At 74.5% G+C, this 11741-nt stretch carries 14 protein-coding genes; 8 read left to right on the top strand and 6 right to left on the bottom strand.

Annotation, left to right across the window (positions count from 1 at the left end; all coding sequences use genetic code 11):
- Positions 1-43: 43 nt before the first annotated feature.
- Entirely contained in the window at positions 44-436 is a 393-nt protein-coding gene (locus JUB12_RS02405) for a hypothetical protein (protein WP_205698019.1), read from the top strand.
- Here JUB12_RS02405 and JUB12_RS02410 read toward each other — a convergent pair.
- Complete coding sequence (locus JUB12_RS02410) at positions 433-1938, bottom strand: MFS transporter (protein ID WP_205698020.1); 1506 nt, start codon at positions 1936-1938, stop codon at positions 433-435. The two genes, JUB12_RS02405 and JUB12_RS02410, sit on opposite strands and share 4 nt — an antisense overlap.
- A gap of 143 nt (positions 1939-2081) precedes the next feature.
- Between JUB12_RS02410 and JUB12_RS02415 the strand changes: the two genes are divergently transcribed.
- The 4 genes from JUB12_RS02415 (at position 2082) to JUB12_RS02430 (ending at position 4656) form a co-directional block, all read left to right on the top strand.
- On the top strand, positions 2082-2339 hold the full coding sequence (locus JUB12_RS02415) for a hypothetical protein (protein ID WP_205698021.1): 258 nt from the start codon (positions 2082-2084) through the stop codon (positions 2337-2339).
- Between the two features lie 69 nt (positions 2340-2408).
- Positions 2409-2918, top strand: coding sequence for a GNAT family N-acetyltransferase (locus JUB12_RS02420; protein WP_205698022.1), 510 nt, complete (start codon positions 2409-2411; stop codon positions 2916-2918).
- A 38-nt stretch (positions 2919-2956) separates the two neighbouring features.
- Positions 2957-3211, top strand: a complete 255-nt coding sequence (locus JUB12_RS02425; protein ID WP_205698023.1) for a hypothetical protein — start codon at positions 2957-2959, stop codon at positions 3209-3211.
- Between the two features lie 95 nt (positions 3212-3306).
- Positions 3307-4656: an FAD-binding oxidoreductase gene (locus JUB12_RS02430; protein ID WP_205698024.1), complete on the top strand. Its 1350-nt coding sequence runs from the start codon at positions 3307-3309 to the stop codon at positions 4654-4656.
- Here the strand turns inward: JUB12_RS02430 and JUB12_RS02435 are convergent.
- The 4 genes from JUB12_RS02435 to JUB12_RS02450 all read right to left on the bottom strand — a co-directional run bounded on the left by JUB12_RS02435 (position 4653) and on the right by JUB12_RS02450 (position 9234).
- Positions 4653-5507: a DUF1963 domain-containing protein gene (locus JUB12_RS02435; protein WP_205698025.1), complete on the bottom strand. Its 855-nt coding sequence runs from the start codon at positions 5505-5507 to the stop codon at positions 4653-4655. The two genes, JUB12_RS02430 and JUB12_RS02435, sit on opposite strands and share 4 nt — an antisense overlap.
- A gap of 295 nt (positions 5508-5802) precedes the next feature.
- Complete coding sequence (locus tag JUB12_RS02440; protein ID WP_205698026.1) at positions 5803-6741, bottom strand: alpha/beta fold hydrolase; 939 nt, start codon at positions 6739-6741, stop codon at positions 5803-5805.
- Complete coding sequence (locus JUB12_RS02445) at positions 6728-7540, bottom strand: alpha/beta hydrolase (RefSeq protein ID WP_205698027.1); 813 nt, start codon at positions 7538-7540, stop codon at positions 6728-6730. The genes JUB12_RS02440 and JUB12_RS02445 overlap by 14 nt, the downstream gene beginning before the upstream one ends.
- Positions 7537-9234 carry an alpha/beta hydrolase gene (locus JUB12_RS02450; RefSeq protein WP_205698028.1) on the bottom strand — a complete coding sequence of 566 codons (1698 nt, stop codon included), beginning with the start codon at positions 9232-9234 and terminating at the stop codon, positions 7537-7539. Before JUB12_RS02450 ends, JUB12_RS02445 begins: the two co-directional genes overlap by 4 nt.
- A 142-nt stretch (positions 9235-9376) precedes the next feature.
- On the opposite strand from JUB12_RS02450, the gene JUB12_RS02455 reads away from it, so the two are divergent.
- Together JUB12_RS02455 and JUB12_RS02460 are read left to right on the top strand one after the other, a co-directional pair.
- On the top strand, positions 9377-10162 hold the full coding sequence (locus JUB12_RS02455) for a methyltransferase (protein ID WP_205698029.1): 786 nt from the start codon (positions 9377-9379) through the stop codon (positions 10160-10162).
- A 14-nt stretch (positions 10163-10176) separates the two neighbouring features.
- Positions 10177-10560 carry a hypothetical protein gene (locus JUB12_RS02460; RefSeq protein WP_205698030.1) on the top strand — a complete coding sequence of 128 codons (384 nt, stop codon included), beginning with the start codon at positions 10177-10179 and terminating at the stop codon, positions 10558-10560.
- 3 nt (positions 10561-10563) lie between these two features.
- Here JUB12_RS02460 and JUB12_RS02465 read toward each other — a convergent pair whose 3' ends face one another.
- Positions 10564-11112, bottom strand: coding sequence for a dihydrofolate reductase family protein (locus tag JUB12_RS02465; RefSeq protein WP_205698031.1), 549 nt, complete (start codon positions 11110-11112; stop codon positions 10564-10566).
- A 68-nt stretch (positions 11113-11180) separates the two neighbouring features.
- Here JUB12_RS02465 and efp point away from each other — a divergent pair, with 68 nt between their 5' ends.
- Complete coding sequence (gene efp, locus JUB12_RS02470) at positions 11181-11741, top strand: elongation factor P (RefSeq protein ID WP_205698032.1); 561 nt, start codon at positions 11181-11183, stop codon at positions 11739-11741.

Genomic DNA, 11741 nt, shown 5'->3' on the forward strand with positions numbered 1-11741 from the left:
TCGCGTGTGGTCCCGTGCCGTGCCCGGCGGGACGCTGGCGCGCATGCTGCTCAGCACCAAGGTCAAGGGGAAGACGCACCAGGGCCACGCGCCCGAGGGGGGTCCGCTGCTCGCGCTCGTCGGCGAGCCCGTCGTCGGGGACTTCATGTGGATGTACGACGTGCTGTGCGTGGACGGGCTGCGCATCCAGGCCTACAAGCACTGCGAGACGCGCGCCTACCTGCACCTCGCCGAGGACGGCCGGGCGTTCGTGTACGTGGGCGGGGGCGTGGGCGACGACGACCTCGCCGACTACCAGGAGGCCGTCCCCAGCCGGGTGCTCGACGCGGTCCTCAGCCCGCTGTGGAAGGTGCCGCTGGCCGCGCAGCCCGGGCAGGTGCGCGCGTCGCGCGCGGCCCTGCGCCGGGTCCGCGCGCGCGAGCGCGAGGTCGCCTAGACCGGGCGGCCGTCGGGGCCGGCGATGCCGCTGGGCGTCCGGCGCAGGTACACCGCCCAGGTGATGACGGCGAAGATCGCGTAGGCGCCGAGGAAGACGTATAGGGCGCCGAGGGACCAGTCCGCCTCGGCGGCGGCGACCGCGACCTTCTCGGCCGGGCTCGTCGCGGCCTTGACGGCGGCCGCGACGTCGAGCGAGGCCTGGCGGAAGACGAGCTGGATGAGGAAGCCGCCGAAGGCGCCGATCGCGCCGGCGATGCCGATGACGGCCGCGGCACGGCGCTTGAAGTCGACGGGATCGCCACCCTCCCGCCGCCCGAGCGCGGCGAAGATCGACGGGATCATCCGGTACGTCGAGCCGTTGCCGGCGCCCGACAGGACGAAGATGAGCATGTAGGCGACGAAGAACGTCGCGAACGAGCGCTGGTTGACGCCGACGATGGCCAGGACGGTGAAGGCCGCCATGCCGACGAAGCACGCGAGCGTGACCTTGGCGCCGCCGAGCCGGTCGGCGAGCCAGCCGCCGGCGGGCCGCGCGATGGAGCCGAGCAGCGCCCCGACGAACCCCAGGCCGGCGAGGTAGGTCGCGATGAAGGTGTGCTGGGCCAGGAACTCCGGGAAGGTGTTCTTGATCACCAGCGGCAGGGCGAACGAGTAGCCGATGAAGCTGCCGAACGTGCCGATGTAGAGCACCGACATGATCCAGGTGTGCCGACTGCTCAGGGCCCGCTTGTAGGAGACCTTGTCGGCCTTGGCCTGGGTCAGCGAGTCCATGTACCACCAGGCGCAGAACGCGGCGGCGACCACGAACGGCAGCCAGACCAGGCCGGCGTAGGCCATGTGGACCTCGTGGACCGGCAGCTTCACGGCGGCCGCCGGGACCCCGATGATGAGCACGAGCGGCACGAGCAGCTGGGACATGGCGACGCCGAGGTTGCCGCCGGCGGCGTTCAGGCCGAGGGCCAGGCCCTTCTTGCCCTCCGGGTAGAAGAAGGAGATGTTGGCCATCGAGGAGGAGAAGTTGCCTCCGCCGAAGCCCGCCGTCGCCGCGCAGAGCAGGAGGACCAGCAGCTGCGTGTCGTGGGACTGGTCGGCCAGCCACCCCGACGGCACGACGATCGCCAGCAGCAGACACGGGATGAACAGCAGCGACGCGGAGATCGTCGTCCACAGCCGTCCGCCGAAGCGCGGGACCGCGAAGGTGTAGGGGATCCGCAGGAACGACCCGACCAGGTTCGGGACGGCCGTGAGGATGAAGAGCTCGTCGACGCTGAGGGCGATCCCGATGTTCGCGAGGTTCAGGACGACGATGCCCCAGATCACCCAGATCGAGAACCCGAGGTTCTCGGCGAAGATCGAGAAGACGAGGTTCTTGCGCGCGATGGACCTGCCGCGCGTCTCCCAGAAGGTCTCGTCCTCGGGCTCCCAGTGGTCGATCCACCGTCCCCTCGGCGACGCGACGGTGGGAGCGGCGACGCCGGGGGCGGCGATGGTCGGTGTCATGGCGCGGCAGTCTGCGGACGCTTTGTGAACAGCGTGCATCGTGCTCGTGACGAAGTGGGCGACGGGCGCGAAACGGTGGCGAAACACGGCTGTAACGGGCAGCGACGCCCGGCCGAAACCGACCGCCGCTTGGATCCGCGCCCATGTCGACCGTCGCCCCGTCCCGCGCGCTGTCCACCGACGTCCTGGAGGCCCACGTGCCCGCGGCGTCGAGCCCTGCGGTGCCGCTCCGTCCCGCCGAGCCCCCGTGGGCCCGCCTCGCCGCGACGCTCGTGGCGATGGTGGTCGCGATCGTCGTCTGGGCGCTCGCCTTCGCCCCCGAGGGCGAGATGCCGCCCGCCGGCGGGCAGCCGGCCGCCGGAGCCGCTGCGCCGGCGTCCCCCGCGGCGCCCAGCCGCTGAGGGGCACCTGATCGCTGGCATCGCCGGTCGGCATGGCGGCCGGCGAGCGCTTCGGGCAGGGTGCAGGACGTGCACGGCGTCGTCCTGCGCCCACTCGGCCAGCCCGGCGACCTCGGGTGGGTCGTCCAGGCCCACGGCGAGCTCTACGCCCGCGAGTTCGGCTGGGACGCGACCTTCGAGCGCTCGGCCGCCGAGGTGCTGCTCGGCTTCCTGCGCGACCACGACCCGGCCCGGGAGGCCGGCTGGATCGCCGAGGTCGACGGTGCGCGCGCCGGCTCGATCGTCTGCGTGCGGACCGGCGACGAGGCGGTCGCCAAGCTCCGCGTCCTGCTCGTCCACCCCGACGCCCGCGGTCGCGGCGTCGGTCGGGTCCTCGTCGACACGTGCATCGCCTTCGCGCGCGATGCCGGCTACCAGCACCTCGAGCTCTGGACCGTCGACGTGCTCGTGAGCGCCCGCCGGATCTACGACGCGGCGGGCTTCCGGCTCGTCGACGAGGAGCCGCGCCGCGAGCTCTTCGGCGCGCAGCTCGTGGGCCAGACGCTGGCGCTGGACCTCACCGCGCCAACTGCGCACTGAAGCGCAGATCCGCCGGGCCGACCACTACGGTCATGGCCGTGGGGGTGACCATCGAGGTCGTCCGGCGCGTGGGGGCGCCGCTCGACGCCGGACGCGTGCCCGCCTGGGCGCGCCTCCGGCGCCACGCCGCCAACGGCCGGCTCGAGGTCGCCTGCCGCGCCCCGGGCGCCGATCACCTCTTCTGGCTGGCCGAGCGCGAGCTGTCGTGGAGCTGCTGCCCGCACTGCGCGGGCTGGTTCGCGCGCGACCCGGTGGTGGACGCCGAGCCGCTCGGGGTGCCGGTGGCGGCCTGAGCACACCCGGGTGACGCCTCGTGCATGCCTGACATGCACGAGGCGTCACCCAGGACCGATGAGTTCTCGCCGCGGCCCCGGTCTTGACCGACACGATGACCGCGACGACGACCCAGCCGGCCACCACGAGCGCCTCCGCCGCCCGCGCGGCAGGTCAGATCCGCCGCCATGCCCGCGGCCGGGTCGCGCTCCCGAGTGACGACGCCTACACGGCCCTGTGCACGACCTGGACCGGGGCCAGCGACCAGCGGCCCGCGCTGGTGGTCGAGGCGATGTGCGCCGCTGACGTCCAGACCGCGGTGCGCGCCGCGCGCGAGCACGGGCTGCGGCTCGTCACGCAGGCCACCGGCCACGGGACGCACGCGCGGGTCGAGGGCGCGCTGCTCCTGCGCACGACCGCGATGCGCGAGGTCCTCGTCGATCCGGACCGGCGGACCGCGCGCGTCGGGCCTGGCGCGACGTGGGGTGACGTCCTGACCGCCGCGGCGCCGCTCGGCCTCGCGCCGGTCTCCGGCACGCACGCGAGCGTCGGCGTGGGCGGCTACACGCTGCACGGCGGCGTCGGGCAGCTCGCGCGGCGCTTCGGGCTCGGGGCCGACAACCTGCTGCGCGCCGACGTGGTCACCGCCGACGGGGCGCTCGTCAGCGCCGGGCCCGGCGAGCACGCCCACCTGCACTGGGCGCTGCGTGGCGGCGGCGGGAGCTTCGGCGTCGTCACCGGGCTCGAGGTCCGCCTGCACCGCGTCTCGCGCGTCGTCGCCGGCACCGCGTACTTCCCGATCGCCCATGCCGCCGACCTGCTGCTGCGCTTCCGCGACTGGATCGAGGACGCCGGCGACGAGCTGAGCGCGACGGTCGTCCTGCACCGCTCGTCGCCGGACCCGCGGATCGACGGCCCGGTCGTCGCCGTGCGCGGCCTGCACCTCGGCACGCCGGCCCGCGCGCGGCGCGCGCTGACGCCGCTGTGGCAGACCGGGGGCGGCGCGCCGCTCGTCGACGGCTGGCGCCCGGTGCCCTACGCGCGGGCCGCGATGCAGAGCGGGGTGTCGCCCCGGCAGTTCGAGCTCGTCCGCGACCTGCCCCACGGCCTCGTCGCGGCGCTCGTCGACGCCATCGCCGCGCCGGACGGTCCCGGGAACGCCATCGAGGTCCGTCACTGGGGCGGCGCGATGGGCCATGCCGGCGGGCCGACCGGCCACCGCGACGTCCCGTTCTCGCTGACCGTCGACGCCGACCCGGGCAGCACCCCGGCCCTCGCCGCCTACGCCACCGGCGGCGCCTTCCGCAACTTCCTCAGCGACACCACCCGGACCGCCGACGCCTACACGCCCGCCGACTTCCGCCGCCTGCGCGAGGTCAAGCGCACCTACGACCCCGACTGCGTCTTCGACACGGGCCACGACCTCCGGCCGGCGGCCCAGGCGCCCCGACGGCTCGCCGCCTAGCCCTGCTCGAGGCTCGAGCACAGCCGGTCGAACCGGCCGGCGCGCAGGTCGGACTCGCGGACGTGGACGAACAGGACGCCGCCGTCGCCCACCATGAAGCCGAGCGGCTCGTCCCACTCGACCTGGAGCAGCAGGCGCCACTTGGTGACGGGCACGGACCTGGAGCACTCCCACCGGCGCGGGTCGAGCTGTCCGAAGTCGGCATAGCCGCCGAGGTGGTGCAACGGCTCCCGTGTCCCGCGGAGGTCCTCGCGGAAGCGGAACCACGGCTCGAAGTCGGAGATCGCAATGTGCTGAAGCGGCGCAGCGACCCGCGTGTCCTCGGAGGCCGGGAGGCTGGCGTGCCCACGGAGCCTCACGCGCGCCGAGCGGAGTACCAGCGGCCGCTGGCGCCGGGGAGTCGCGCGGCGCTCGAGCCGGCCACGACCCAGGGGAAGGCGCATGACGGTCGAGCAGCGGCCGCCCGTGAGCCACGACCCGGGATCCTCGCCTTCGACGTCCGTGAAGAAGGACAGCAGCCCCGCGCGGGGCAGCTCCGGGAGGTAGCCACGAGGCAGCTCCGCGAGGCGGACCTGGCCGAGGAAGGCCATCGGGCGGCCCTGGCAGACCGGCCAGGGCGTGGTCGGCGGCAGATCGGGACGGCCGCCGAGCCGCGACGTCCCGCGGCGAGCCGGCGCCCGCCGCACGATGGTCCGCTCCATCGTCACCCCGGGTAGGGCCGCCGCCGCGATCGCGTCGGCCTGCGGCCCGAAGCCAGCGCCACCCGCGGCGTCGGCGATGGCCGTCCGGTCGAGTCCGGGAGGGCCGGGAGCGGCAAGCGCGGCAGCGACCGCGAGGACGACGGAGAGCATGGGCCAAGCGTCGCACGCCGCACCGATCCGGACGCCGACCGGGGGTCAGTCCTGCCCCCGCCGCCGCGGACGCCCGCGCCCGAGCTGCAGCGTGGTGCGTGTTGGGCGGGCGTGCAGGGCCGACCACCTCGTAGGCCGCTCGAGGACGGCGCCGCACCGCGTGAGAAGCAGGGGTCTGACCCATTCTTCTCACCCGCGCGCCGAGGACGCCACGCGCCGACCCCACGAGACTCCCGTGTTCATCGGCGATCGTGGGTGCGTGAGAAGAAGGGGACTGTCCCCTTCTTCGCAGAGGTCAGGGCGGAGGGCGCCGTCGCGGCCGGCCCACGCCCACGAGCTGGAGGGTGTTGCGCGCCGCGCCGGCGTGCAGGGCGAAGGGGCGCGTCAGGCGCTCGACGACGACGTCGCGCCGGTCCGCCGCGGGGGGCACGCGCGTGGCGTGGCGGGCGAAGAAGTCGAGCATGAGGTCGACGGTCTCGTCGGGGCGCTCGAAGACGACGGCGTGCCCCGCGCCCGGGACGACGTGGAGCTCGGCGTCGGGCAGCGCACGGGCCATGACCTTCGCGTTGCGCGGCGGGACCATGACGTCCGCGCCACCGTGGAGCAGGAGGGTCGGGGCGGAGACGTCGCCCAACGACGCGGCGCGGCTGAAGCACGACGCCGCGAGCGTCTGCCAGCCGATCGCCCACGGCGGCGGGCGGTGGCGGATGAAGGGCTCGGTGAGCTCCTTGACGCGCTCCGGATGCTCGCGCCGGAACTCGTCCGAGAACAGCAGGGCGGCGGGCCACAGGCCCAGGCGCCGCAGCGAGTCGCGCCCCAGCGCCGCCAGCGCGCGTCCCGCCGGTCCCGGCCCAGGCAGCGTCATCGACGGCCCGCCCGCGGTCCCGCCGACCAGGCACAGCGACCGCACGCGCGCGGGCATCCGCACCGCGAGCTCGAGGGCGATGGCGGCGCCGAGCGAGAGGCCCACGACGTGCGCCGACTCCACCTCGCGCTCGTCGAGCACCCGCGCGGCGTCGGCGGCCAGCGACGCGATGGAGACCGGACCGAGCCACGACGCCGACCGTCCCGTCCCGCGGTGGTCGTAGGCGATGACCCGCACGCCGGCGTCGACGAGCCGCTCGCCGAGCTCGTCGAAGATCGCCGACGAGATCGTCCAGCCCGTGACGACGAGGACGGGCTCGCCGTCGCCGGCGTCGGTGACGTAGAGGCGCGGGTGGCTACGCGTGCGCATCGACCGGGTCGCCCTCACCCGCCAGCTCCGGCTCGGCGAGCGCCGCCGCGATCGCCCGGTAGGCCTTGCGGTTGGCCATGAGGCCGATGTGGCTGCCGGTGACCTCGACGCAGGTCGCCTCCTCGACCACCGCGCGCTCCCACCGCACCACGCCGTCGCCCTTGGAGTAGATCGACGTCAGGCGCACCCGGTCGACCGGGAACGGCCGCCGGTAGTCCTCCATGAAGCGACACGCGCACCGCGAGCGGAAGCACGCGGGGTCACGCGAGCGCCGCGCGAGGTGCAGGCCCCGCCGCGCCACACCGACCGCCATCTTCGTCGGCGTGCTGATCCCGAACAGGCCCTGGAGGTCGGCGCCCATCGAGATGGCGTGGGAGACGAGGTCGGGCCGGCGCGCGCTCACCGCACGGGCGAAGTGCCCGCCACGGCTGTGCCCGATCACCGCGGCGCGACGGCCGGACTCCGCGTGCAGCGCCTCGAGGACCTGCTCGACGCGTTCGACCGCCCGGTCCGAGCAGTCGACGTTCATCGTGAAGCCGACCGTCTGCGGCCGGTGGCCGACCAGGCGCAGCCAGCGACGCAGGAGCAGCAGCGAGTCGTCGCCGGCGAGGAACCCCGGCAGGACGACGACCGCCCGGCCGTCGCCACGCGGCACGCCGAGCCCGTAGGCGACGGGGTCGACCAGGAGCCGTCCCGCCTCGAGGGCCCAGCGGGTCTCGGCCAGCGGCCGGCCGAGCCAGCCGCCCGGCACCGGGGACAGCGGGCGCCGCGGCGGCGCGGCGGGCTGCGCCTCGCTCACGCGGCGTGGACGTAGCTGCCCGGCGCCGCGGCCGTCGGCTTGAACCCCGCGCCGCCCAGGCGCTTGGGCGCCGGCTTGCGCTCGCCCGCCCGGGCCGACAGCCACCCGACGTGGTCCGGCCACCAGCTGCCCGACACGGTCGGGATGTCGTGCAGGTACTGCTCGTGGTCCTCGGGCAGCTCCTCCGACACGCGGTAGGACGACTTGCTCTTGGGCCCCGGCGGGTTGATGAGCGCCTGGATGTGACCGCTGGTCGACAGGACGAACCGGGTCGTGCCGCCGAACACCCGCGCGCCGCGGTACGCGTTCTCCCACGGGACGATGTGGTCGTTGATCCCCGCCACGGCGTAGACGTCGAGGTCGACCTCGCCGAGGTCGATCGGCGTGCCCAGGACCTCCGTCGCCTCGGCCTCCACGAGCGTGTTGTCCAGGGCGATGCGCACGAAGTCGTGGTGCAGGCCCGCAGCGAGCCGGACCGCGTCCTGGTTCCAGTAGAGGATGTCGAAGGCCGGCGGCGCCTTGCCCATCAGGTAGTTGTTGACGACGTAGCCCCAGACCAGGTCGTTGGGGCGCAGCCACGCGAAGACGTTGTTGAGGGCCTTGCCCTCCACGTAGCCGCGACGCGCGGACTCCGCGACCGCGACCGCCGCGACCTCGCGGCGGGCCAGCGCGCTCACCGTGCCCGCCCGGGCGTTGTCCAGCGCGCAGACCAGCAGCGTGAGCGAGTTGACCTGGTCGTGCAGCGCACCGTCACGCGCGAGGTGGCCGAGCAGCCCCGCGGTCAGCAGCCCCCCGGAGCACGCGGCCATGAGGTTGACCTTCGCCTGCTTGGTGATCTTGGCGACGGCGTCGCGGGCCTCGAGGATCGCCGACGCGTAGGTGTCGAAGTCGAAGTGCCCCTGCTCCTGGCCGGGGTTGCGCCAGGAGACCATGAAGACCTGGTGGCCCTCGCCCACGAGGTGCTCGACCATCGAGCGGCCCGGCGCCAGGTCGAGGACGTAGTACTTGTTGATCGTCGGGGGGACGACGACCAGCGGCACCTCGTGGACGGTGTCCGTCACCGGCGTGTACTGCAGGAGCTCGAACACCTCCGTGCGCAGGACGACCGAGCCCTTGGTGGTCGCGAGGTTCCCGCCGACCTCGAAGCGCGACGTGTCGACCATCGCCGGCAGCCGCCGGGCCATCGCGTCGCGCCCGGCGCGCCGCAGGCCCACGACGAGGTTCGCGCCGCCCTGGTCGAGCGTCTCCTTGAGCACTGCCGGGTTGCTCCACGGGAAGTTCGTCGGCGCCAGCAGGTCGTGGGCGTTCTCGACGACGAAGCGCGCCGCCGTCTCGGTCTGCCAGTCCAACCGCGCGTCCTCCACGACCTGGGACGCGGCCGCGCCCGCGGCCAGGTAGCTCTGCAGCAGCCGCCGGAAGAACCAGTTCTTCTCCCAGGCGGGGTCGGCGAAGCGGCGGTCGGCGCGCCGTGGGGCGACCTCGGAGCTGCCGCGCGCGATGCGGCCGAGCTCAGCCGCGAACCCGGCGCCGCGCCGGGCCAGGCGGTCGGGCCGGGCAGCGACCTTCGCGACCGCGCGGGCGGCGAAGAGCGGCTGACGGGCCGCCCGCATCGCCGGGTTGCCCACGGCCGCGTCGGTCAGCAGGACGTCCAGCGCGGCGCGTGCCGGCCGCGTGCCGTTCTCGGACTCGGACACGGGCTGAGTGTCCCGATGAGGCTGTCCGGTCGACCACTGCGCCGCTCACGAAGATGGCGCTCGCGTCTGTGCCCATCCACAGGATCCGGCGGGGATCGGCGGCGCTGGTCGCAGCGGTGGTGAGCAGAATGCGGGGGTGGTGGTGCCATCCGACCACGCCGGGCTGACGGCGCTCCTGGCCTCCGAGGGCTTCGTCGCCGCCGACGAGGAGGCCGCGGAGCTGCTGGCCTGCGCCGCCGGTGCCCAGGAGCGCCTCGAGGACCTCGTGGCGCGTCGCCGCACGGGCGAGCCGCTGGCCTGGATCACCGGCGGCGTCGTCTTCTGCGGCGTCGAGGTGCGGATCGACCCGGGCGTCTACGTCCCGCGGTGGCAGACCGAGCACCTCGCCGAGCGGGCGGCGCAGCTGCTGCCGGAGGACGGCGTGGCCATCGACGTCTGCACCGGCTCGGGCGCGATCGCGAAGGTCCTCCAGGACCGCCGGCCGCGCGCCCGGGTGCTGGCCACGGAGCTCCACGAGGCGGCCGTCGCCTGCGCGCGCGAGAACGGGGTGGAGGTCGTCGCGGGCGAGCTCCTGGAGCCGCTGCCGGCTGACCTGCGGGGCGCGGTCGACGTCGTCGTGGCGGTCGTCCCGTACGTCCCGACGCCCGACCTCCCGCTGCTGCAGCGCGACACCTTCGCGTTCGAGACGCCGCTGGCCTACGACGGCGGCGCTGACGGCACGGACCTGCTGCGGCGGGTCGTCGTCGCCGCCCCGCGGTTCCTGCGCCGCGGGGGCGCCCTGCTGCTCGAGCTCGGCGCCGGGCAGCCCGCGTTGCTGGCCGGCGACCTCGCCCGAGCAGGCTTCGCCGAGGTGCGGGTGCTGCGCGACGAGGACGGCGACGTGCGGGGCGTCGAAGCGCGGCTGGCCCGGACGGCGATGGAGGAGTAGCCTCACCGCCAGGCGTGGCCGAGCAGCCCGAGCGACCATCCAGCCCCGACCGGCCGGCGGCCGAGGACGATCCGGCCGACCGCAGCGCGCACCTCGACGAGCGCGCCGAGGCCCTCGACCGCCGGGACCACGTCGCCGACCAGCGCGATGCGGTGGCCGACCGCCGTGACCGCGACGCCGACGAGCGCGAACGCCTCGCCGACGAGCGCGAACGCCTCGCCGACGAGCGCGAGGGCACGGCCGAGCGCCGCGAGCGCGAGCGCCTCGACCGGCAGCGCGACCGCGACGCCCGCGACTGGGCGGCACAGCGGCGCGAGCAGGCCGCGATCGACCGCGAGACGGCCGCGGCGCGCCGAGAGGCCGCGGAACGCGACGACGGCGCCGACGACGCCGACTGACCGCTAGACCCGCCGGTAGCGCTCGAGCACCACGCCCGAGCTGAACGGGCGCACGTCGACCACCTCGAGCGCGACGTCGCGCCTGACCGGCGGCAGGTACGGCGTCCCACCGCCGACGACGACCGGATGGCGGAAGATCCGCAGCTCGTCGACGAGCCCGGCCTCGACCGCCTGCCCGGCCAGGGCCGCGCCGCCGATGGAGACCGGGCGGTCGGTCGCGGCCAGCGCGGCGGCGACCTCCTGCTCCACCGTCCCCTCGGCGAGCCGGGCGTTGCCCTCGACGCGCGCGAGGGTCTGGCTGAAGACGACCTTCGGCAGGGCGCACCACACGTCGGCGAACCGGCTGCGCAGCTCGTCCGTGCGCATCGCCGGCTCGGTCTCCCAGACGCGCATCGCCTCGTAGAGGCGGCGTCCCAGCAGGTAGGCCCCGAGGCCGCCGACCTCCTCGAGGTGGCAGGCGAAGACCTCGTCGGTGGGCGCCGTCCAGGCGAAGTCGCCGTGGCGGTCGGCGACGAAGCCGTCGACCGAGACGCCCATGGAGAAGATCAGCACGGCGCGCGATCGTAGGGCGAGCGCCGGCGTGCCGCCGCCGATCCGGGCCCTCTACGCTCTGTCCTGACGTGATCAGCACGAACCAGCTCAAGAACGGCAACCACATCGAGGTCGACGGGACCGTCTTCAAGGTCCTGGAGTTCCAGCACGTCAAGCCCGGCAAGGGCGGCGCGTTCGTGCGGACGAAGCTGCGCCGGGCCAGCGACGGCAACGTGATCGACAAGACCTTCCGCGCCGGCGAGAAGTTCCGGGCCGTGCGCACCGAGGCGCGCAAGATGCAGTTCCTCTACGCCGACGGGACCGACGCGCACTTCATGGACGCCGAGACCTTCGAGCAGCTGGCCGTGCCGGAGACCGCGGTCGCCGACGCCCTGAAGTGGACCAAGCCCAACGACGAGGTCGACGTGCTCTTCATCGACGAGGCGCCGACGTCGGTGCAGCTGCCGGCCTCCGTCGAGCTCGAGGTCACCGAGACCGAGCCCGGGCTGCGCGGCGACACGGCCTCAGGTGGCGGCAACAAGCCCGCCACGGTCGAGACCGGCGCCGTCGTCCAGGTGCCGCTCTTCGTGAACATCGGCGACCGGATCAAGGTGCAGACCGAGACCGGCGCCTACATGTCGCGCGCCTAG

Source organism: Conexibacter sp. SYSU D00693 (genome assembly GCF_017084525.1).
Taxonomy (GTDB): Bacteria; Actinomycetota; Thermoleophilia; order Solirubrobacterales; family Solirubrobacteraceae; genus Baekduia.